Origin of the sequence: Variovorax monticola, from assembly GCF_051216855.1 — a bacterium.
Lineage (GTDB): Bacteria > Pseudomonadota > Gammaproteobacteria > Burkholderiales > Burkholderiaceae_C > Variovorax.
This window is the reverse complement of the sequence record NZ_JBPJZP010000004.1, coordinates 38,188-58,991: the sequence shown is the minus strand read 5'-3', so window position 1 is coordinate 58,991 and position 20,804 is coordinate 38,188. Positions and strand designations below refer to the sequence as shown.

Sequence of the window (20,804 nt, the reverse complement as noted above, 5' to 3'; positions counted from 1 at the left end):
CGGTGAACAAGGGTTAACACGGATGATTTGGCATGAATAGTGCTTCAAAGTCCGGACAAGAAAGAAATTTTCTTTCATAAAGCCGCCCACCTCGCGGCGCCCGCCCCAAGAAGGAGTCCCCCATGCCCCACGTCGGTCCAGTCCAGCGCATCGCCCTGCCTCTGCTGTCCAAGCGCACCTTGCTGGGCGCTTCCTTGCTCGCGATGCTGTGCGCCGCGCTGCCGCACCAGGGCGCCCATGCGCAGGGCCCGCGCAACTTCGCCACGCTGGCGATGGTGGCCGAGCCGCAGACGCTCGACCCGATGGCCTCGACCGCCGACCTGGTCGGCACCATCATGCAGCACGTGTACGAGACGCTCTACACCTTCGACGCCAAGTGGAACGTGGTGCCGATGCTGGCCGAGGGCATGCCGAAGATCTCGGCCGACGGCAAGACCTACGCCATCACCTTGCGCCGCGGCGTGATGCTGCACAACGGCCGCGAGCTCACCGCCGACGATGTGGTCGCCAGCCTGCAGCGCTGGATGGAGCAGTCGCCGCGCGGCAAGGCCGTGGGCAAGGAAATCGACAGCCTGAAGGCCAGGGGCCCGCTGGCCATCGACGTGGTGCTGAAGGAGCCCTATGCGCCTTTGCTGTCGCAGCTCGCGCTGCCCAGCGGCATGGCCGCCATCATGGCCAAGGACTCGATCGCCTCGCCGCTGAAGGACTTCGTCGGCACGGGCCCCTACAAGTTCAAGGAGCGCCGCCCCGACCAGTTCGTGCTGCTCACGCGCTTCGACAAGTACACCGCGCGCAAGGAGCCCGCGAACGGCTACGGCGGCAAGCGAGAGGCGGCCATCGAGGAGCTGCGCTTCGTGCCCGTGCCCAATGCCAGCACCCGCGTCGAAGGCGCGCTGGCCGGCCAGTACGACTTTGCCGACCTGCTGCCGGTGGAAGCCCTGCCGCGCCTGGAGAAGTCCGGCGGCAAGACGGTGCCGATCATGACGCCGTCGTTCGGCTTTCCGTACCTCGTGCTCAACACCAAGGAAGGCGTGGCCGCCAACCCGGCCCTGCGCCAGGCCATTCAAACCGCGCTGGGCGAAGGCGAGATGCTCGCGGCCGGCTTCGGCGACACGCGCTTCTTCGTGGCCGAGGGCAACCACTTTCCGAAGGGCTCGCCGTTCCATTCGACGGCCGGCACCGACCAGTACAACCAGCGCAACGCACCCAAGGCCAAGGAAGCCGCGGCCAAGGCCGGCTACAAGGGCGAGCCGATCCGCGTGCTCACCAGCCGGCAGTACGACTTTCACTACAACATGTCGCTGCTGATGGCCGAGCAGTTGAAGCGCGCCGGCTTCAAGGTCGACCTGAACGTGGTCGACTGGGCCACGCTGGTGCAGCGCCGCAACGACTCGAAACTGTGGGACATCTACGTCACCCACTCGGGCCAGTTCCCCGAGCCCATGCTCTCGCCGCCGCAACTCGGCGACGGCGCGCCCGGCTGGTGGGACACGCCCGCCAAGAAGGCGGCGCTGCAGGCCTTCAACGTCGAGAGCGACCCGGCCAGGCGCGGTGCGCTGTGGGGCAAGGTGCAGCAGGTGGTGTACGACGAGGTGCCGTACATCAACGTGGGCAAGTTCAACGGCCTGTCGGCAAAGAGCCCGGCGCTGGACAACTACACGCCCGCGACCTGGCCGTTCTTCTGGAACGCAAAGATCAAGTAGGCCAGCGCGCCAGCAAGCCAGCCAGCCCGACCGGAGCCAGCCCCATGTTTCGTTATCTCGCATCCCGCCTCGCCGGCATGCTCGTCGTGCTCGCCCTGGTGGCGGTGATCGTCTTCGTGCTCACGCGAGCCGCATCGGGCGACCCGGTGTCGGTGCTGCTGGGCGACCAGGCCACCGCCGCCGACATCGCCCGCGTGCAGAAGGAGTACGGGCTCGACAAACCGCTGCCCGTGCAGTTCGGCTACTGGCTGCGCGAGGTGCTGCAGGGCAACCTGGGCACCTCCATCTTCCTGCAGCGCCCGGTGACGCAGGCGCTGTGGGAGCGCGCCGAACCCACCACGCTGCTGGCGTTGATGGCAGTGGCCATCGCGGCGCTCATCGGCGTGCCGTGCGGCATCGTCTCCGCCGTGTTCCGCGGGCGCGTGGTCGACCAGCTGTTCACCGGCATCGCGATGCTGGGCGCGAGCATTCCGAGCTTCTGGCTGGGCATCGTGCTGATCCAGATCTTCGCGGTGTCCTTCGGCTGGTTCCCGGTGTCGGGCTACGGCGCGCCCGACGCGCCGCTGGCCGAACGCCTCCATGCGCTGGTGCTGCCGGCCGCGGTGCTGGGCCTGCTGAACTCGGCGCTCATCATCCGCTTCACGCGCGCGTCGATGCTCGACGTGCTCAGTGAAGACTACGTGCGCACCGCGCGCTCCAAGGGCCTGAGCGAAAGCACGGTGGTGCTGAAGCATGCGCTGCGCAACGCGCTGGTGCCCATCGTCACGGTGATCGGCCTCACGGTGGCGCTGATGATCGGCGGCGCCGTCATCACCGAGACCGTGTTCGGCCTGCCCGGCGTGGGCAACCTGGTGGTCAGCGCCGTGCTGCGGCGCGACTACCCGGTCATTCAAGGGGCGCTGCTCGTGATTGCCGCGATCTACGTGCTCATCAATTTCTCGATCGACCTGCTGTATGCGGTGGTCGATCCACGTGTGAAGGTCTGAGCGATGCGCATGCCCCGAATGCTCCGCCAGCTGATGCACCGCCGCATCGTGATGGTTTCCGCCCTGGTGCTGCTGGTGATCGCCATCCTGGCGATCGGCGCCCCGATCTTCGCCTCGGCCGACCCCAACGACACGGCCGTGCTGCAGCGCCTGAAGGCGCCGAGCGCCGAGCACCTGCTGGGCACCGACGAACTGGGCCGCGACATGTACGCGCGCATCGTGCACGGCGCGCGCTACTCGCTGGCCATCGCGGCGCTCACCGCCCTCGGTGCCGTCATTGCAGGCACCGCGCTGGGCCTGATGGCGGGCTTCTTCCGCCGGCTCGACACCCCGCTGATGCGCGTGGTCGACGCGATGATGTCCTTCCCCGACATCCTGCTGGCCATCGCGCTGGTGGCCGTCCTCGGGCCCTCGCTGATGAACACCGTGCTCGCGCTGGTGCTGGTGTACACGCCGCGCGTGGCGCGGGTGGTGCGGGCCTCGACGCTGGTGGTGCGCGAGTTGCTGTTCGTGGAAGCGGTGCGCGCGCTGGGCGTGCGCACCTCGCGCATCCTGTGGCGCCACATACTGCCGAACCTGATGTCGCCGATCCTCGTGCAGGTGTCGTTCATCTTCGCGTACGCCATCCTGGCGGAAGCGGGGCTGTCGTTCCTCGGCGTCGGCGTGCCGCCCGAGATCCCGACCTGGGGCACCATGGTCGCGGGCAGCCAGCAGTACGCGCACCAGGCCTTCTGGGTGGTGCTGTTCCCGGGGCTCGCCATCATCCTCACGGCGCTGTCGCTGCAGTTGCTGGGCGACGGCGTGCGGGATTTGCTCGACCCGAAACTGAAGAAGACCTCGTGATGACGAACACAACGCCGCGTCTTTCGGTCAGCAACCTGAGCACCAGCTTTCCCACCGAAGACGGCCTCGTGCGTTCGGTGGCCGACGTGAGCTTCTCCATCCAGCCCGGCAAGACGACCGCGCTGGTGGGCGAGTCGGGCTCGGGCAAGTCGGTCACCAGCCTCACGCTGATGCGCCTGCTGCCCAAGACCGCGAACGCGCAGGTCAGCGGCAGCGCTTCGTTCGTGACGCGCGAGGGCAAGACGCTCGACCTGCTGCAGATCGGCGAACGCGAGATGCGGTCGCTGCGCGGCAACCAGCTGTCGATGATCTTCCAGGAGCCGATGACCAGCCTGAACCCGGTGTTCACCATCGGCGAGCAGATCGCGGAAAGCGTGCGCCTGCACAAGGGGCTCGACCGCAAGGCGGCGATGGCGCATGCGCTGCGCATGCTGGAGCTGGTGGAGATTCCGGCCGCCGCGCAACGCATTCGCGAGTACCCGCACCAGCTGTCGGGCGGCATGCGCCAGCGCGTGATGATCGCGCTGGCCATGGCCTGCGAGCCGACGCTGCTGATCGCCGACGAGCCCACCACCGCGCTGGACGTGACCATCCAGGCGCAGATTTTGGCGCTGATGCGCCGGCTGCAGGCCGAGACGGGCATGAGCATCCTGTTCATCACGCACAACCTCGGCGTGGTCGCGCACCATGCGGACGACGTGGTGGTGCTGTACGCGGGCCGCGTGGTCGAGAGCGCGCCGGTGCGGCCGCTGTTCGCGCAGCCCGAGCATCCGTATACGCAGGGCCTGCTGGCCTGCCTGCCGGGCAAGGCGCGCCTGCCGGGGCAGCCCCGCCCCAGGCGCCTGTTCGCGATTCGCGGGCAGGTGTCGAGCCCGCTGTCGCCGCCGCCGGGCTGCGCCTTCGAGCCGCGCTGCGACCTGGCGCTGCCCGAGTGCAGCGCGGCGATGCCGCCGCTGATCGAAACGCACCATGGCCGCGAGGCGCGCTGCGTGCGCGTGCAGGCGGTGCAAGCGCTGCCGAGAGCCGCATGACCCGCGCCGTGTTCCGGTCTTGCTCCTTCCCCTTCCGGGGGAAGGCTGGGATGGGGGCAAGCGGCGTTCATTCGGCGCAGTGCTTCATCCAGCGCCGTCGCGCCCCCACCCCAACCCTCCCCCGGAAGGGGAGGGGGCCAATACCCAACAGCCAACACCCACGATGACCACCGCCGCCCCCCTCATCGAAGTCCGCGGACTCAAGAAATACTTCGGCAGCGGCGAGCGCCCGGTGCGCGCGGTCGACGACGTGTCGTTCGCCATCCAGCCCGGCGAAACGCTGGGCCTGGTCGGCGAATCGGGCTCGGGCAAGAGCACCATCGGGCGCACCGTGCTGCGCCTGCTCGAACGCACCAGCGGCCAGGTGCTGTACCGCGGCGAAGACATCGGCGCGCTCTCCGGCGAGCGCATGCGCAAGCTGCGCAGCAAGCTGCAGATCATTTTTCAGGACCCGTACGCCAGCCTGAACCCGAAGATGCGCATCAGCGCCATCCTCGGCGAGGCGCTGTCCACGCACGGCCTGCACAAGGGCGCGGCCGCGCGCGACAAGCGCATCGCCGAGCTGCTCGAAACCGTGGGCCTGCGCGCCGAGCACGCCAGCCGCTTCCCGCACGAGTTCTCGGGCGGTCAGCGCCAGCGCATCGGCGTGGCGCGCGCGCTGGCCGTGGAGCCCGAATTCATCGTGGCCGACGAGCCGCTGTCGGCGCTCGACGTGTCCATCCAGTCGCAGGTCATCAACCTGCTGGCCGACCTGCGCGAGCGGCTGGGCCTGACGATGCTCTTCATCTCGCACGACCTCGACGTGGTCGAGTACCTGTGCGACCGCGTGGTCGTGCTGTACCTGGGCAAGGTGATGGAAGTCGCCGCCACCGACGAGCTGTTCGCGCGCCCGTCGCACCCCTACACGCAGGCCTTGCTGGCCGCCAGCCCGAAGCCCGACCCCGAGGTGGCGACCGAGCGCATCGCGCTGAAGGGCGACATTCCCAGCCCCATTTCGCCGCCCTCGGGCTGCGTGTTCCGCACGCGCTGCCCGCATGCCATCGAGGCCTGCGCGCAGACCGTGCCGCCGCTCGACGAAATTTCCACCGGACACTACAGCGCCTGCATCCGCAAGGACCTGCTCTCCAACATCGCCGCATGACCATGACCGACACAGCCGCCGCCAACACCAACGCCGCCACCTCGGCCTCCGACTTCACCGACCCGCTCCTCAGCGACCGCTTCAAGGGCTACCCGCGCACCCAGGCACCGCGCCGCCGCAGCGAAGTCGGCGCCGCCGGCTGGAACGTGCTGGCCGGTGACCTGCCGCTGCCGCTGGCCGTGCTCAAGCGCGAGGCGCTCGAGCACAACCTGGCGTGGATGCAGGCGCGCGTGCGCGAATGGGGCATCGACCTGGCGCCTCACGGCAAGACGACCATGTCGCCGCAACTGTTCCAGCGCCAGCTCGACGCGGGCGCCTGGGGCCTGACCTTCGCCACCGTCACGCAGCTGGCCGTGGGCGTGGCCGCCGGCGCGCGCCGCACGCTCATCGCCAACCAGGTGGTGAGCGACGAAGACCTGGGCGGCATCCAGCTGCTGCTGCGCGCCAACGCCGGCCTGCGCATCGTGTTCCTGGTCGATTCGCTCGCGCAACTCGCGTTGATCGAGGACTGGACGACGCGCCATGCCGGCAGCGTGCCCTTCGAGGTGATGCTGGAGATCGGCGTCGAAGGCGCGCGCACCGGCTGCCGCACGCACGAAGAAGCCGTTGCGCTCGCCACGCGGCTGCGCGCCAGCACGGCTGCAAAGCTCGTCGGCATCGAGACCTACGAAGGGCAGGGCGCCACCGGCGCCAGCGAGCCCGACGCGGCCTATGCGAAGACGCTGATGGACCGCGTGGAAGCCGTGGCGCGCCATTGCGACGTGCACCGGCTCTTCGAGGCCGACGAGGTGCTGGTCTCCGCCGGCGGCTCGGCCATCTTCGACCTGGTGGCCGGGCGCCTGAAGCCGGCGCTGGGCGCACCGGTGCGCGGCCTGCTGCGCTCGGGCTGCTACGTCACGCACGACCACGGTTTCTACAAGCGCATGGTGAACGTGGTCGACGAGCGCCTGGGGTGCGACTGCGGCGAAAGCCTGGTGCCTGCGATGGAAGTGTGGGCCACGGTGCAGTCGCGCCCCGAGCCAGGCCTGGCGATTCTTGCGGTCGGCAAGCGCGACATCTCCTTCGACCTGTCGCTGCCCGTGCCCATCGCGCGCGCGGCCCGCGGCGTGCTCACGCCGCAGAGCGTGCCCACCGGATGGAAGATCACCGCGCTGAACGACCAGCATGCCTACCTGCGCTGGGACGCGGGCGAGGAGGCGCAAGCGCCCGTGGTCGGCGAGCGCGTCGGCCTGGGCATTTCGCACCCCTGCACCACCTTCGACAAATGGCACTGGATGCCGGTGGTCGAACAGGACTACCGCGTGAGCGACGCGGTGGCCATGCACTTCTGAACGCGCACCGATGACGCCCTCCCTGCTCAAGAAAATCGCCGACATCCGCAGCGGTGCCCCGGCCACGCGGCGCGCGATTCTGGACCTGATCCTCGAAGACCCCGACCGCGTGCTCGAAGAAAGCTTCGAGCAGCTGGCCGAGCGCTCGCGCAGCTCGGTGCCCACCATCATGCGCACCTGCCGCGACCTGGGCTTTGCCGGGCTGCGCGAGTTCAAGCTCGCGCTGGCGCAGGAGCTGGCGCTGGGCGGCTCGCCGCTGCACCGGCGCGTGAACATCGAGGACGCGGCCGACGAAGTGGTGGGCAAGATCGCGCGCAGCGCGGCGGCGTCCGTCTCGGGCGTGCGCGGGCAGCTCGACATGCAGGTGCTCGAAGGTGCCGTGTCGGCCATTGCGGCGGCGCCGCACGTGGACATCTACGGCGCGGGCGCCACCTCGTGGTTCATGGCCAACGACCTGCAGGCGCGCCTGTTCCGGCTCGGCCTGTCGGCCAATGCCTGGGCGGACTACCACCTGCAGCAGGTGGCGGGCGCGGCGCAGCGCCCGGGCGGCGTGGTCATCGCCATCTCGCACGTGGGCGGCATGCCGTCGCTGCTCGACGCGGTGGACATCGCGCGCGGGCAAGGCGCCAAGGTGGTCGCCCTCACGCGGCCGGGCACGGCGCTCGCGGCCAAGGCCGATTTTCTGCTCGGCCTGTCGGTGCCCGACGACGCGGTGATGCACGTGGGCATCGACGCCTACCTGACGCACCTCACGGCCATCGAGATCCTCACGGTGCTGGTGGCGCAACGCCGCGGCGAGCCCGCGGTGCAGCGCCTGCAGCGCGCACGCGAGGCGTTCCAGCGCCACGGCATCGACGCCACCACGCACCCGCTGCAAAGCTGGGACGGCGGCGGCATCAACAGCAAGAAGGCGGCACCGTGAGCGAGAAGACAAGCCAAGCCATCCTGCTCGAAGCGGGCCTCGTGGTCGACGGCTCGGGCGGTCCTTCGTGGCCCGGCGACGTGCTGCTGCGGGGCGACCGCATCGTCGCGCTGGGCGAAGGCCTGCGCGGGCGGCTGCCCGAGGGTTTGAGGCTGGAAGACGTTGACGTGGTCGACTGCCGCGCCAAGGTGATCGCGCCCGGCTTCATCGACGCCCACACGCACGACGACGCCATCGTGCTGCGCGACCCGCTGTGTTGCCCCAAGGTGTCCCAGGGCATCACCACGGTGGTGACGGGCAACTGCGGCATTTCGCTGGCGCCGTACCGCACGCCGCAGTCGAAGCCGCCGCTCACGCTGCTGGGCGCGGAATCGTTCCAGCACGCGACCATGGCCGAGTACCGCGCGGCCGTCGATGCGACACGGCCCGCGCTCAACGTGGCCGCGCTCGTCGGCCACACCACGCTGCGGTTCGCGACCATGCAGGCGCTCGACCGCCCGGCCAGCGCCGACGAGCTCGCGCGCATGGAGGCACTGCTCGACAACTGCATGACCGACGGCGCGCATGGCATGTCCTCGGGCCTGTTCTACGAAGAAGCCTTTGCGGCGCCGGCGGAAGAGGTCACCGCGCTGGCCCGCGTCGTGGCGCGCCATGGCGGCGTGTACGCCACGCACCTGCGCAGCGAGATGCAGCAGATCATCGAGGCGCTGCACGAGGCCGGCGACTCGGCTTTCGCGGCTGGCGTGCCGCTCGTCATTTCTCACCACAAGTGCGCCGGCCCCGCCAACTGGGGCCGCACCAAGGAAACGCTGCCCCTGATAGAAGCACTGGCGCGGCGCCAGCAGATCGCGATGGATGTTTACCCTTACGTGGCCGGCTCCACGGTGCTGCGCGAGGACCTGGTGGACGGCGTGATCGACGTGCTGCTGACCTGGTCCGACCCGCACCCGGAGATGACCGGGCGCCTCGTTTCCGACATCGCGCGCGAGTGGGGCACCAACGAACAGGAGGCCTGCCAGCGCCTGAAGCCGGGCGGCGCCTGTTATTTCCAGATGCAGGAAGAAGACGTGGAGCGCGTCATCGCGCACCCGCTCACCATGATCGGCAGCGACGGCCTGCCGCACGACCGCCACCCGCACCCGCGCCTGTGGGGCGCCTTTCCGCGTGTTCTGGCGCGCTACTGGCGCCAACGCCGTCTCTTTACGCTGGAACAGGCCGTGCACAAGATGACCGGCATGACCGCGCGCAACCTGCGCATCGCCGACCGGGGCCTGCTGCGTGCCAACGCCATGGCCGACGTGGTGGTGTTCGACCCCGAGACCATCGCCGACACCGCCACCTACGACCGGCCGCACGGCGTGAGCCAGGGCGTGGAGCGGGTGTTCGTGAACGGCGTGCTGGCCTACCGGGGGGGCGAGATCGAAGCGCGCGTGCTCGCGCGTGCAGGGCGAATGCTGACGCGCGGCACCTGAAAGACCGCGATGCCGGACTGGTTGCTGCCCCTGTCGGTCGAGCGACAGGCCTAAGCTATCTGAAAGTACTCACATTCGGATAGAAAATCCGTCACACTGGGAAGCCAGGGCAGGCAAACACGTGACAGGAGCGACCATGGACAAGGACGCGAACAGCCTCGGAGCCGACTTCGAGCTGTGGCAGAAACTCACGGACGACTACGAGGCGGCGCTCGCCGCATTGGCGCGCGACGAGCCAGGCGCGCGTGAGCAGGCCGTTGCCCTTTCCTTGGCGCTGCGGCGTCTGTACCCGGTACAGAACGTCAGCAGTGTGAATTAAATGTTTCGCCTGCTGGAGCGGTTCAGACAGAATCGCTATCGTCGATTGAATTTCTATCTCGATGAGGGCATAGCCTCTTGGCTGTGAGCATTCATCAACTTATTCGCGAAGGTCGAAAACGTCTCGGGATGAGCGAGCAGCAATTTGCTGACGCCGTCGGAGTGAGCCGTGGTGCCGTACAACAATGGGAAAAGCCCGGCGGAACCGCTCCCAAGCGAAGCAACCAGCCGCGTGTGGCCGAACTGCTCGGCGTCTCACTGGCCGAACTGGTCTCCGGCGGCACCAACATCAGCCCGGGCTTCGACATGCGCGCTGAAGTGCCGCTGGTGTCCGAAGTCGAGGCCGGCAACTACACCGTCATTGACAACTTCAAGCCCAAGGGCCGGTTCGAAACCGTGCCCGTCACGGTGCCGGTCAAGCGCCACACCTATGCGCTGCGCGTGCACGGCGACAGCATGGTGAGCGAGTCCGGCGACTCGTTCCCAGACGGCTCGCTGGTCATCGTCGAGCCCGAGATGGCCGCCCTGCCGGGCGACTACGTGATTGCCCTGAACCACGTCAACGAAACCACGTTCAAGCAGCTCATCCGCGACGGCGGCGACCTCTACCTCAAGCCGCTCAACACGCGCTACCCCATCAAGCTGCTGGGCAGCGCCACCGTGATCGGCGTCGTGCGCGAGTTCACCAAGCGCTTTCGCTAGCCGCTTTCCATTTATTTGCGGATAGATTTGCCTGCGGCCCGATGAATTTGCTATCGGGGCCCGCGATCCGGCGGCGCACAGTCACGGGTCTGTCACCTCGGGTTCACAGAATCGGGCCGCTTCCGGCCATGGCGCACCGCGCCTGCGCCGACGTGCCCAGCCCCTTTTCCGTGGACTTTCATGCATCACAACTTTCAATGGACCTGCGCGCGCGCCGCGGTGTCGGCCGGCCTTGCGGCCTTGTCTCTGGCGGCCTGCGGCGGCGGCGGTGGGGGCAACAGCGGCTTCGTGCCGGTCGGCAGTGCCGCTGCCGGCAGCCCCGACACCTCCGTCGTGGCGCTGCAGCCGCTGGCGGGCGGATCGCAGTACACGGGCACCGCCAGTTTCGGTGACACCGTGTCCATCACCCTCGACCAGCCCGCGGCCGGCAAGCTCACGCTGCGCTTCGTCGATTCGCGCTTCGGACTGGCCGGCGCCGTCAGCGCCAGCTACACCGCGCAGCCCGACGGCTCGCTGCTGGCCGGCACCTTCGCAGTGGTTGCGGGCAGCGGCGTGCCCGATGCGCTCGCTGCCGCACTGCCCCGGCTCAGCCTGCGCTTCCAGCTCGACGGCGGCCTGCTCAGCGGTTCGCTGGCCCAGGTGCCCAACCTCAAGGCGGCCGACGGCTCGCTGCTGCAAGGCGAGATTGCCGCGTCGAACCAGGGGGTGGCCGACGTGGCCCGCCTGGCCGGCGTGTACAGCTTCGTCAAGCTCACGTCCGGCTACAGCGCCAAGGGTGTGCTGCAGGGCGCGCCCGCGTCCGCGTTCGGACAGCTGAACCTGAAGGCCGACGGCACCGTGCGGGCCTGCCTGGGCGGGGCCTATGCCGACAACTGCGCCGACGGCCACACCGGCACGCTCGCAGCCGAGACCGACCAGCAGACCTACCCGGGCGCACTCGCCCTGACGCTGGACGGCCAGCGCATCGGCCGCGTCATGGTCAATGCGCAATCGGGCGCGGCCACGCTGCTGGCCGACGAATTCACCACCGCTGCCGACGGCAGCTTCCGCACCGGCACCTGGGTGCTGCAGAGTGCGTCGACCGCCTTGTCCGCCACCGCGCTCGACGGCGAATGGCTGTGCAGCCAGCCGGCGCTCGACGCCACCACCGGCGCGGCCACCGGCCGCACGCAGCGCAACTTCGTGTCGGTGGGCGCGGGCCTGCTGCAGACCGACACCGTCGACACCGACGTGAAGCTCGGCACCAACGCCGTGAACGGCCTTTTCGCGGGCCAGTGGGCCGACAGCCAGAAGCTCGCGCGCGTGCTGCTGCCCGTGGGCAAGCAGACCGCGTACTACATCGGCACCGGCAGGGACGCCGCTGCGTCCACCAACTTCTCGGGCGTGTGCCGCATGCTGCCGGCGCAGGTCGTGATCAACACCTATGCCGCCGCGCCCACCACCGGCACCGCCGTCATGGACATCCGCATCGGGGACGCGCGCCCCACGCAGCCGGCCATCGGCTATGACCAGGTCTATTACAAGCAGCAGCGCTACCGCAACAACGCCAACGGCTCGACGCAGTGGAAGAAAGAGTTCGACGACTACTGCGAAGCCAGGGGCCTCACCGACGGCGCCAAGGGCGGGACGGTCATCGCCGGCACCTCGCTGCTCACCGACCCCGCCAGCTTCACCTGCTCGACCAAGAACGCGTTCGACGCGAGCGTGCTGAAGTCGGCCGTGGTGGGCCCGCGCGGCGTGCTGTACCTCACGGACGGCCACCACACACTCACCAGCTTCTGGGAGGCGCCCAACGGCGGCGGTGCCGAGGTGAAGGTGCCGGTGGTGATGAAGGGCAACTTCATGGACCAGAACAACGCCACCTTCTGGCGCGGCATGCGTGCGAGCAAGACGGTGTGGCTCAAGCTGCCCGACGGCCGCGCCATCACGCCGCCCGACCTGCCGCAGCAACTGGGCCTGAGCAACGGATTGCAGGACGACCCGTACCGTGCGCTGCTGTATTTCACGCGCGACATCGGCTACGCGCAGCCCGCCAACAGCACCGAGTTCCTGGAGTTCTACTGGTCCGAATGGCTGCGCGCCGCGCCGCAGAACCTGCAGCTCTCGGCCTACACGCTGACCGACGCCGCGAGCTACCTGCAGGCCATCCAGACCGCGTCGAACCTGATGATCGCAACGCCCGACGCCACGCCGATCGGCTCCTCCGGCCTGACCGCCAAGGAGATGGGCAAGCGCGCGAGCTTCGACAAGCCCGCCAGCGACGCGTTCGCCGACCTCAACACGCCGGTGACGGCTGCGAAGCCGGGCAAGCTGGCGTATGCGTTGAGCTACCGGGCGTCGCTGGCGGTGAAGTAAGCGCGGTGCTGGTCGATCGCTGCGCTGCCGGCGATCAACTGCGCTCGGCCTCCTCTTCCCCCTGCGCCTGGAACATCCGCGAGAAGTCGCAGCATTCCTGCGCGAGCATCACGATGGACGAGGTCAGCGCGCTGCGGTGCTCGCCCTTGTGCATGGCCACGTACCGCACCACGGGCAGGGCAGGCGTCACCTCGATCACCGCGAGCATGCCCGCGTCGACCATCGGCGACAGGCATTCGCGCGGCAGGTAGCTCACGCCCAGGCCCGACACGGTGAGCCCCGTGAGCGCCACGAGGTTGCTCACCACGATCACGTTCGCGGGCTGCACGCCCTGGTCCTTCATCCATGCGTCGTAGGCGCGGCCGGTGCCCGAGTTGTTGCCCTGCACCAGCATGCGGTGGCGCGCCAGGTCGTGCAGGCGCACGGTGCCGGTGGCCGACACGCCGGGCAGCACGCCGGGCTTGCACATCCATGCGCTCTGCACGCGGCCGATGACCTTGCTCTGCATGCGCGCGTCGGCGAAGGAGTCGGGCACGACAACCACGTCGAGCTCGTCGGCCAGCAGCTTGTCGCGCAGCTGCAGGCTGTCGTCCACGTCGGGCTCCAGGATCACTTTGGGGTAGTGCTGCTGGATCAGGCCCACCAGCCGCGGCAGCCAGGTCATGGCGGTGAGCTCGGTCACGCCGATGCGGATGCGCCGCTCCACCACGCCGGGCTTGCCGAACTGCTCGACCGCGGCATCGCGCTGCGCCAGCAACTGCTTGGCGAGCACGAACATCTCCTCGCCCTTTTCGGTGAGGCGCGCGGTGCGCTGGCTGCGGTCGAACAGGGCGGTGTCGAACAGCAGCTCCAGCTCGTGCACCCGCTTGGACACGGCGGACTGCGAGGTGTGCAGCTGGTTCGCCGCCTGCGCAAAGCCGCCGAGCTGGCCGATCCAGTAGAGGGCTTCGAGTTGCTTGAAGGTCATCACGGTGCGGCACTCCGGCAAAAAGAACGCTTTTAGTCATGTGATTCGATCACAAAAAATCGCTTTTGGAAATTCATCCGGAAGCAGAAGATGCGCCCACGTCCCTCCTGTCCACGCTTCTTCGACCCTTCAAGGAACCTCCGATGAACTTCAAGAAACTGCCCCTCGCGCTCTGCCTGGTTCTCGCTTTTGCCAGTGGCGCAGCCAGCGCCCAGGACGGCGGCACGCTGCAGAAGATCAAGGAGAGCGGCACGGTCCAGATCGGCGCGCGCGACAGCCAGATTCCGTTCTCGTACAAGCTCAGCGCCGACGCCGCGCCCATCGGCTTCACCAACGACATCTGCCTGAAGATCGTCGACGCCATCAAGGCGAAGCTGGGCCTGCCCAAGCTCGAGGTGCGCTACACCATGCTCAACTCGACCAACCGCATTCCGCTGCTGCAGAACGGCACCGTCGACCTCGACTGCGCCACCACCACCAACACCACGCAGCGCCAGGCACAGGTCGACTTCGCGCCCAGCCACTTCGTGACCAACATCACCGCCGCGGTGAAGAAGGCCTCGGGCATCAATGCGCTGGCCGACCTGAACGGCAAGAACGTGGCCACCGTGTCGGGCAGCACCTCGATCCAGCTGCTGCGCGGCGCGCGCAAGAGCGGCACCATCGAAGTGAACGAGATCGCCGGCAAGGACACCTCCGACGGCTTCCTGCTGCTGTCCACCGGTCGCGCCGATGCCTATGTGCTGGACGACGTGCAGCTCGCCGGCATGGTCGCCAGCGCCACCAACCCGGGCGAATACAAGCTGCTGAAGGAGTCGCTGCGCCAGGAGCCCTACGGCATCATGCTGCGCAAGGACGACCCGCAGTTCAAGGCGCTGGTGGACGAAACCGTGTCCGGCCTCATGAAGTCGGGTGCCATCGACCAGCTCTACACCAAGTGGTTCATGTCGCCGATTCCGCCGAAGAACGTGAACCTGAACTTTCCGATGTCTGACGCGGTGCGCGACATCTACAAGAACCCCAACAACAAGGGCGTCTGAGCACATGGCAACCACACCCGACAACCACCCCCGGGGCCTGGCTTTTTCCGATGCGCTGATGCGCGAGGTGAAGGAGCGCTTCCTGCTCGTCGACCGCGACCACCACGGGCGCGAACGCCTCTATTTCGACAACGCGGGCGGCTCGTTCCGGCTCAAGGCCGCGGTCGAGCGCTTCGCGTTGGTCGATGCGATTCCCGACAACGCGGAGCGCATCCACGCCACCGCGGTCGAGCTGCAGCAGATCCAGGCGAAGGCGGGCGACGATCTGCGCACCATCCTCAACGCGCAGGGCGGCAGCGTGTATGCCTCGCTCACCGCCTCGGGGGCGATGTTCGACATGGTGCGCGCGGTGGCCGAGAACGTGGCCGGAACGAACATGGTCACGACCGTGCTCGAGCATCCCTCGGCCTTCGATGCGATGAGCCTCTATGCAAGCCGGCTCGGCCGAGAGCTGCGCGTGGCGAAGAGCAACCCCGTCACGGGCGGTGTCGACGTCGAGGAGATCGTGCGCCTCGTCGACAAGGACACCTGCCTTCTCAACGTGATCTACGCCTCGAACATCTCGGGCGCCAAGCTCGACATGGCGGAAATCGTGCGCCGCGCGCGCGCCATCAAGCCCGACCTCTACATCCTCGTGGACGCGGTGCAGCATGCGCCGCACGGCCTCATCGACCTGCACAAGACGCCGGTCGACGGCATCAACCTCGCGCCCTACAAGTTCTTCGGCTGCCGCGGCTCGGGGCTCTCGTGGGTGTCCGACCGCGCGGCCGTGTTGCCGCACCACAAGCTCGCGGGCAAGAAGCCGGACTTCTGGGACCTGGGCAGTTCCGCGCCGTGGCAGTTTGCGGCGCTCACGCAGATCGTGGACTACGTCTGCTGGCTCGGCGGCCAGTTCACCGATGCCACGGAACGCCGCGCGCTGTTCGTCGAGGGCATCGGGCGCATCGAGCTGCACGAGCGCGCGCTGCTGGCCGCGCTGCTCGACGGCACCGGCAACGCGACCGGGCTGCGCGAGATGCGGGGCGTCGAAGTGTTCCTCGACCACGAGGACCTGACCCGGCGCGACCTGATCCTGGGCATCGGCTTCGACCACATCGACTGCACGCAGGCCGTGGTCGAGTACGGCAAGCGCGGCGTCACGGTGTACGAACGCGTGGCGACCAGCATCTACTCGAAGCGGATGCTCGAGTCCTTCGGGCTTGCGGGCACGGTGCGCGTGTCGCCGCTGCACTGCCATTCGATGGCCGATGTGGAACGCTTCCTCGAGGTCACGCAGGAGATTGCGACCGTGGTGTGACAGCACTGTCATATTGCGTCAGTAGGATGTTTCTCAGCCCCGCTACAGAGGGTCAGAGGAGCATGAGACTTGGAAATTCGAAAACTGATCGCGCCGGTGCTGGCCGTGGTCCTGCTGGCCGCGGTCGGGTCCGGGGTCTGGTATTCGAACACCCGGCTGCACGATGAGTCGGCCACCGCGGCGGCGGCGCGCATCGAGCAGGACAAGCAGGTCACGCTGCGCGGCCTGATCGGCTCCGAGAAAGAAACCTTCTTCGCCGACCCGCGCGTGCAGAAGGCACTGGCCGCGCAGGGCATCACCGTCACGGTCGAGAAGGCCGGATCGCGGGCCATCGCGAACCGCTACGACGCGAGCAAGCTCGACTTCGGTTTTCCCTCGGGCGCGCCTGCGGCGCAGCAGCTCAAGACGCTGGCCAAGGCGCCGAACGTCTTCAACCCGTTCTACACCCCCATCGTGCTGGCCAGCTGGCGGCCCATTGCCGAGATCCTGGTGGCCAACGGCATCGCCGCGAAGCAGGGCGACTTCTACTACGTGGTCGACCTGCCGGGGCTGATGGCCATGATCGAGAAAGGCACGCGCTGGAAGGAGCTCAAGGCCAGCAGCGCCTTCTCCACCAGCAAGTCGCTGCTGATCAATTCGACCGACGTGCGCACCTCCAACTCGGCGGCGATGTACCTGGCGCTCGCGAGCTACCTGGCCAACAGCCAGCAGATCGTGCAGAGCCAGGAAGACGTGGCCCGGGTGCTGCCCGTCGTTGCGCCGCTGTTCCTGCGGCAGGGTTTCCAGGAGCAGTCGTCCTCCGGGCCGTTCGAGGACTACCTCGCGCTGGGCATGGGCAAGGCGCCGCTGCTGGTGGCCTACGAATCGCAGATGGTCGAGTTCTGGCTGAAGAACCCCGACCGCCTCAAGAGCGACATGGTGCTGCTCTACCCCAAGCCCACCGTCTTCTCCAAGCACGTGCTGGTGCCCTACACGCCCGGCGGCGTGCGGCTGGGCGCGGCGCTGGAGAACGACCCGGTGCTGCGCGAGCTGGCACACGAATACGGCTACCGCACCGGTGGCGACACCAAGGGTCCCGAGACCTGGGCCTCGCGCGGCGTGAAGGTGCCCGACGTGCTGGTCGACGTGATCGATCCGCCCAGCTTCGAATGGCTCGAACGAATGATCACGGCCATCGAGGCCCGCTTCAAGTAATGAACCAAGGAACACTTCCCATGAACGCGCCTGTCACCGCAACCACCACCACGACGGCGCCAGCGCCGGTAGAACTCCTGCCGCCGCAGGCCTTCACCCTGGAGCCGCCCGCCGCCGTGGCGCCGGTGCCGGTGGAGTCCGCCAGCGGCAAGGTGCGTCTGAAGCCCGAGGACGTGGCCGAGCTCGACGCGCAGGTGGCGCGCTTCATCGACGACATCACCGCGCACGACAGCCAGCACCCCCAGTTCAAGGAGGCGGTGGAGCGCATCCATTCGATGGGCAACAAGGACATCGAGGCCTCGGCCTCCGTCTCCAACCGCATGCTCGACCGGCCCGTGGGGTCGCTGCGCAACGGCCTGTTCGACAAGGGCGCGCAGATCGGCCAGTCGCTGATCGACCTGCGCCACCAGGTCGAAGACCTCGACCCTTCGAAGCAGGGCGACCTGTTCTCGGCGCGCAAGCTGCTGGGCATCATTCCGCTGGGCAACAAGCTGCTGGCCTACTTCGAGCGCTACCAGTCGTCGCAGACGCACCTGAACGCGATCATCGAATCGCTCAAGCGCGGCAAGGACGAACTGCTGCGCGACAACACCGCCATCGAGCAGGAAAAAGTCAATCTCTGGACGCTGATGGAGCGGCTCGAGAAATACGTGCACATCGGCAAGGCGCTCGACGGCCAGCTCGATGCCAAGGCGCGCGCGCTGGAGACCAGCGACCCCGAGAAGGCCCGCGTGGTACGGGAAGAAATGCTGTTCTATTCGCGCCAGAAAGTCACCGACCTTCTGACCCAGCTCGCGGTGAACATCCAGGGCTATCTCGCGCTGGACATGATCCGCAAGAACAACCTGGAGCTGATGAAAGGCGTGGACCGCGCCACCACCACCACGGTGGCCGCGCTGCGCACGGCGGTGATCGTGGCGCAGGCGTTGTCCAACCAGAAGCTGGTGCTCGACCAGATCAGCGCGCTCAACGCCACCACCGGCAACCTGATCGCCGGCACCAGCGAGATGCTGCGCGACCAGAGCAGCGCCATCCACCAGCAGGCCGCCTCGAGCACCATCGAGATCGCCAAGCTGCAGCAGGCCTTTGCCAACATCTACCAGACGATGGACACCATCGCCGACTTCAAGAGCCGTGCGCTCGATTCCATGCAGACCACGGTGGACACGCTGACCCACGAAGTCGCCAGGAGCCGCACCTACCTGGACCGCGTGCGCCGCCAGGAAACCACCGAGGCGCTGCAGCAGCCGCGCGGAGAGGTTTCGCTGTGATCCTTTCGCGTGTGCGTTGGCTGCTGGCGCTCCTTGTGCTCCTTGCACTGGCCGCGGGCCTGGCGGCCTGTGGCGACGACGACTCGCAGGCCGCCAGGAACGTGCCGGCGGCCATGCCGGACGCTGCCTTCACCATCCTCGCGGGCTCGGAGCTGAAGGACCTCGAAGGCCCCATCGTCGATGCCGCCAGGGCCGCCGGCGTGGAGGTCAGGCTCTCGTATGCGGGCACGCTGGACATCGTCGAGCGCATCAACGCCGGCGAGCGCTTCGATGCCATCCTGCCGCCCAACGGCGCGTACCCCGCGCTCGCGCTGCAGGCCAGGCCGCTCGCGCGCGACAAGCTCTTCTATTCGCGCATTGCGCTCGGCGTGAAGAAGGCCAAGGCCGCCCAGCTCGGCTGGAACAAGCGCCCGCCCGGCTGGGCCGAGATTGCCAAGGCCGCCGGCACCGGGCAACTGCGCTACGGCATGACCAACGCCACCAGCTCCAACACCGGCATGAGCGCGCTGTTCGCGGTGGCCTCGGCGCTGGCCGGCAAGACCGAAGACCTGAGCGCGCAGGACGTGGACGAGACAACGCTCAAGGCCTTCCTCTCGGGCCAGAAGCTCACCGCAGGGAGCTCGGGCTGGCTCGCCGAGGCGTACATCAAGGACCCGTCCGCCATCGACGCCATGGTGAACTACGAGGCCGTGATCCTGCGCGCCAACGAGAAGCTGCCCGCGGCCGACCAGCTCCAGCTGATCTACCCGCGCGACGGCATGATCTCGGCCGACTACCCGCTGATGCTGCTCAACGCCGACAAGCGCGAGGCCTACACCCAGCTGGTGGGCACGCTCAAGGCCGCACCCTTCCAGCGCGATGCGCTGTCGGCCGCCTTCCTGCGCCCGGCCAACCCCGAAGTGGCCGCATCGGCGCAATTGCCCACCGCCGCCGTGGCAGAGCTGGGTTTTCCCAACCGGCTGGACGTGATCGATGCGGTGCTCGGCACCTACCAGTCGCAATGGCGCAAGCCCGCCACCTCGATCTTCGTGCTCGACCTCAGCGGCTCGATGCAGGGCAAGCGCCTGGCCTCGATGCGCGAGGCCCTGAAGCTGCTCTCCGGCGCCGATGCGGCCAGCACCGCGAGCGCGCGCTACAGCGCCTTCCAGAGCCGCGAGCGCGTGGTGCTGATCACCTTCGCAAGCCAGGTGTCGCCACCCGTGTGGGTGCGCTTCGAAGGCGACGGCATTGCCGCGGCGCGCGCCGAGCTGCGCCGCCTGGCCGACGCGATGACGGCCGACGGCGGCACGGCGATCTACTCCGCGCTGGCCGCCGCCGAAGACCTCGCGCGCCAGGAGCAGCAGCGCGAGCCCGACCGCTTCGTGAGCATCGTGCTGCTGACCGACGGCGAGAACAATTCAGGCCTCAAGGTCCATGAGTTCCGCGACCGCTATGCGGCGAACGGCCTGCCGGCGCGCATCTTCCCGATCCTGTTCGGCGAGGCCAATGCGTCGGAGATGCAGCAGATCGCGCAGCTCTCGGGCGGCCGCGAGTTCGACGGCCGCAAGTTGCAGCTCGGCCAGGTGTTCAAGGAAATCCGGGGCTACCAGTGATGCCGGAGCGTTCGCTGAAGCTGCGGGCGCTGCTGTTTCTCTACGGCAACGCCAACATCCTGGGCTGCGCGCTGGCGCTTGCGGGGCCCGCGCTGCTGTTCGCCGGCGTCATCGACCGGGGCTGGTTGCCGATCACCGCGGGCCTGTATGTCGCCGGCTGGCTGCTGGGCCGCAAGGCCCCCGAACTCGAACGCCGGATCGAAGACACGCTGAGCGTGGACGAGACGCTGGAGCACCTGGACCGCGTGGTCGCGCAAGCGCAGCCGCACCTCACCGACGACATGCGCAAGAGCCTGGACAACGTGCGCGGCTCGGTCGGCGAGGTGCTGCCCCGCCTGGTGGGCGCGCGCTCGAATGGCGACGACCTGTTCACCGTGCGCGAGACCGTGCTGCGCTACCTGCCCGAAACGCTCGCCAACTACGTGGCGCTGCCGCCGGCCTTCCGCATGACCCATGCGGTGAAGGACGGCAAGACGGCGCGGCAGCTGCTCGGCGAGCAACTCGGTCTGCTCGACGGCAAGCTGCGCGAGATCGTGGCCAACGTGGCGTCCAGCGATGCCGCCGCGCTGGTGGCCAACGGGCAGTTCCTGGAGAAGAAGTTTCGCCAGCCGGACTTTCTGGCCGGCTGATGCCCGACGC

18 protein-coding genes are annotated in these 20,804 nt (G+C 68.2%); 17 read left to right on the top strand and 1 reads right to left on the bottom strand.

Annotated features, from left to right (window positions below; genetic code table 11):
- Positions 1-122: 122 nt before the first annotated feature.
- The 11 genes from ACSFA5_RS14925 (at position 123) to ACSFA5_RS14875 (ending at position 12,804) form a co-directional block, all read left to right on the top strand.
- Positions 123-1,703, top strand: coding sequence for an ABC transporter substrate-binding protein (locus tag ACSFA5_RS14925; RefSeq protein WP_435444827.1), 1,581 nt, complete (start codon positions 123-125; stop codon positions 1,701-1,703).
- 44 nt (positions 1,704-1,747) lie between these two features.
- On the top strand, positions 1,748-2,689 hold the full coding sequence (locus ACSFA5_RS14920; protein ID WP_435444826.1) for an ABC transporter permease: 942 nt from the start codon (positions 1,748-1,750) through the stop codon (positions 2,687-2,689).
- Between the two features lie 3 nt (positions 2,690-2,692).
- Entirely contained in the window at positions 2,693-3,532 is an 840-nt protein-coding gene (locus ACSFA5_RS14915) for an ABC transporter permease (protein WP_435444825.1), read from the top strand.
- Entirely contained in the window at positions 3,532-4,563 is a 1,032-nt protein-coding gene (locus ACSFA5_RS14910) for an ABC transporter ATP-binding protein (RefSeq protein ID WP_435444824.1), read from the top strand. Before ACSFA5_RS14915 ends, ACSFA5_RS14910 begins: the two co-directional genes overlap by 1 nt.
- Before the next feature lie 163 nt (positions 4,564-4,726).
- Entirely contained in the window at positions 4,727-5,704 is a 978-nt protein-coding gene (locus ACSFA5_RS14905) for an ABC transporter ATP-binding protein (protein WP_435444823.1), read from the top strand.
- Positions 5,701-7,035, top strand: a complete 1,335-nt coding sequence (locus tag ACSFA5_RS14900) for an amino acid deaminase (RefSeq protein ID WP_435444822.1) — start codon at positions 5,701-5,703, stop codon at positions 7,033-7,035. Before ACSFA5_RS14905 ends, ACSFA5_RS14900 begins: the two co-directional genes overlap by 4 nt.
- A gap of 10 nt (positions 7,036-7,045) precedes the next feature.
- Positions 7,046-7,957 (top strand): MurR/RpiR family transcriptional regulator, encoded by a 912-nt coding sequence (locus tag ACSFA5_RS14895; RefSeq protein WP_435444821.1) that lies wholly within the window; start codon positions 7,046-7,048, stop codon positions 7,955-7,957.
- Complete coding sequence (locus tag ACSFA5_RS14890; RefSeq protein ID WP_435444820.1) at positions 7,954-9,429, top strand: N-acyl-D-amino-acid deacylase family protein; 1,476 nt, start codon at positions 7,954-7,956, stop codon at positions 9,427-9,429. Before ACSFA5_RS14895 ends, ACSFA5_RS14890 begins: the two co-directional genes overlap by 4 nt.
- Before the next feature lie 136 nt (positions 9,430-9,565).
- Entirely contained in the window at positions 9,566-9,748 is a 183-nt protein-coding gene (locus ACSFA5_RS14885) for a hypothetical protein (protein WP_435444819.1), read from the top strand.
- An 83-nt stretch (positions 9,749-9,831) separates the two neighbouring features.
- Entirely contained in the window at positions 9,832-10,449 is a 618-nt protein-coding gene (locus tag ACSFA5_RS14880; protein ID WP_435444818.1) for a LexA family protein, read from the top strand.
- Positions 10,450-10,629: 180 nt separating this feature from the next.
- Positions 10,630-12,804 carry a ParB/Srx family N-terminal domain-containing protein gene (locus tag ACSFA5_RS14875; protein WP_435444817.1) on the top strand — a complete coding sequence of 725 codons (2,175 nt, stop codon included), beginning with the start codon at positions 10,630-10,632 and terminating at the stop codon, positions 12,802-12,804.
- Positions 12,805-12,838: 34 nt separating this feature from the next.
- On the opposite strand, the gene ACSFA5_RS14870 is transcribed toward ACSFA5_RS14875, so the two are convergent.
- Complete coding sequence (locus tag ACSFA5_RS14870; RefSeq protein WP_435445347.1) at positions 12,839-13,771, bottom strand: LysR family transcriptional regulator; 933 nt, start codon at positions 13,769-13,771, stop codon at positions 12,839-12,841.
- A 143-nt stretch (positions 13,772-13,914) separates the two neighbouring features.
- Here ACSFA5_RS14870 and ACSFA5_RS14865 point away from each other — a divergent pair, with 143 nt between their 5' ends.
- The 6 genes from ACSFA5_RS14865 to ACSFA5_RS14840 all read left to right on the top strand — a co-directional run bounded on the left by ACSFA5_RS14865 (position 13,915) and on the right by ACSFA5_RS14840 (position 20,794).
- Positions 13,915-14,811, top strand: coding sequence for a transporter substrate-binding domain-containing protein (locus ACSFA5_RS14865; protein WP_435444816.1), 897 nt, complete (start codon positions 13,915-13,917; stop codon positions 14,809-14,811).
- Between the two features lie 4 nt (positions 14,812-14,815).
- Entirely contained in the window at positions 14,816-16,108 is a 1,293-nt protein-coding gene (locus ACSFA5_RS14860; RefSeq protein WP_435444815.1) for an aminotransferase class V-fold PLP-dependent enzyme, read from the top strand.
- Between the two features lie 69 nt (positions 16,109-16,177).
- A complete protein-coding gene (locus ACSFA5_RS14855; RefSeq protein WP_435444814.1) occupies positions 16,178-17,302 on the top strand; it encodes a hypothetical protein in 1,125 nt (374 codons plus the stop codon).
- Between the two features lie 20 nt (positions 17,303-17,322).
- Complete coding sequence (locus ACSFA5_RS14850) at positions 17,323-18,573, top strand: toxic anion resistance protein (RefSeq protein WP_435444813.1); 1,251 nt, start codon at positions 17,323-17,325, stop codon at positions 18,571-18,573.
- Positions 18,570-20,165 carry a vWA domain-containing protein gene (locus ACSFA5_RS14845; RefSeq protein ID WP_435444812.1) on the top strand — a complete coding sequence of 532 codons (1,596 nt, stop codon included), beginning with the start codon at positions 18,570-18,572 and terminating at the stop codon, positions 20,163-20,165. The genes ACSFA5_RS14850 and ACSFA5_RS14845 overlap by 4 nt, the downstream gene beginning before the upstream one ends.
- Complete coding sequence (locus tag ACSFA5_RS14840) at positions 20,165-20,794, top strand: hypothetical protein (protein WP_435444811.1); 630 nt, start codon at positions 20,165-20,167, stop codon at positions 20,792-20,794. Before ACSFA5_RS14845 ends, ACSFA5_RS14840 begins: the two co-directional genes overlap by 1 nt.
- Positions 20,795-20,804: the final 10 nt, after the last annotated feature.

What these genes read in the sequence shown, in the direction of transcription:
- ACSFA5_RS14925 (WP_435444827.1), top strand. Translation starts at nt 123, where the DNA reads ATGCCCCACGTCGGTCCAGTCCAGCGCATCGCCCTGCCTCTGCTGTCC.
- ACSFA5_RS14920 (WP_435444826.1), top strand. Translation starts at nt 1,748, where the DNA reads ATGTTTCGTTATCTCGCATCCCGCCTCGCCGGCATGCTCGTCGTGCTC.
- ACSFA5_RS14915 (WP_435444825.1), top strand. Translation starts at nt 2,693, where the DNA reads ATGCGCATGCCCCGAATGCTCCGCCAGCTGATGCACCGCCGCATCGTG.
- ACSFA5_RS14910 (WP_435444824.1), top strand. Translation starts at nt 3,532, where the DNA reads ATGACGAACACAACGCCGCGTCTTTCGGTCAGCAACCTGAGCACCAGC.
- ACSFA5_RS14905 (WP_435444823.1), top strand. Translation starts at nt 4,727, where the DNA reads ATGACCACCGCCGCCCCCCTCATCGAAGTCCGCGGACTCAAGAAATAC.
- ACSFA5_RS14900 (WP_435444822.1), top strand. Translation starts at nt 5,701, where the DNA reads ATGACCATGACCGACACAGCCGCCGCCAACACCAACGCCGCCACCTCG.
- ACSFA5_RS14895 (WP_435444821.1), top strand. Translation starts at nt 7,046, where the DNA reads ATGACGCCCTCCCTGCTCAAGAAAATCGCCGACATCCGCAGCGGTGCC.
- ACSFA5_RS14885 (WP_435444819.1), top strand. Translation starts at nt 9,566, where the DNA reads ATGGACAAGGACGCGAACAGCCTCGGAGCCGACTTCGAGCTGTGGCAG.
- ACSFA5_RS14875 (WP_435444817.1), top strand. Translation starts at nt 10,630, where the DNA reads ATGCATCACAACTTTCAATGGACCTGCGCGCGCGCCGCGGTGTCGGCC.
- ACSFA5_RS14870 (WP_435445347.1), bottom strand. Translation starts at nt 13,771, where the DNA reads ATGACCTTCAAGCAACTCGAAGCCCTCTACTGGATCGGCCAGCTCGGC.
- ACSFA5_RS14865 (WP_435444816.1), top strand. Translation starts at nt 13,915, where the DNA reads ATGAACTTCAAGAAACTGCCCCTCGCGCTCTGCCTGGTTCTCGCTTTT.
- ACSFA5_RS14860 (WP_435444815.1), top strand. Translation starts at nt 14,816, where the DNA reads ATGGCAACCACACCCGACAACCACCCCCGGGGCCTGGCTTTTTCCGAT.
- ACSFA5_RS14850 (WP_435444813.1), top strand. Translation starts at nt 17,323, where the DNA reads ATGAACGCGCCTGTCACCGCAACCACCACCACGACGGCGCCAGCGCCG.
- ACSFA5_RS14840 (WP_435444811.1), top strand. Translation starts at nt 20,165, where the DNA reads ATGCCGGAGCGTTCGCTGAAGCTGCGGGCGCTGCTGTTTCTCTACGGC.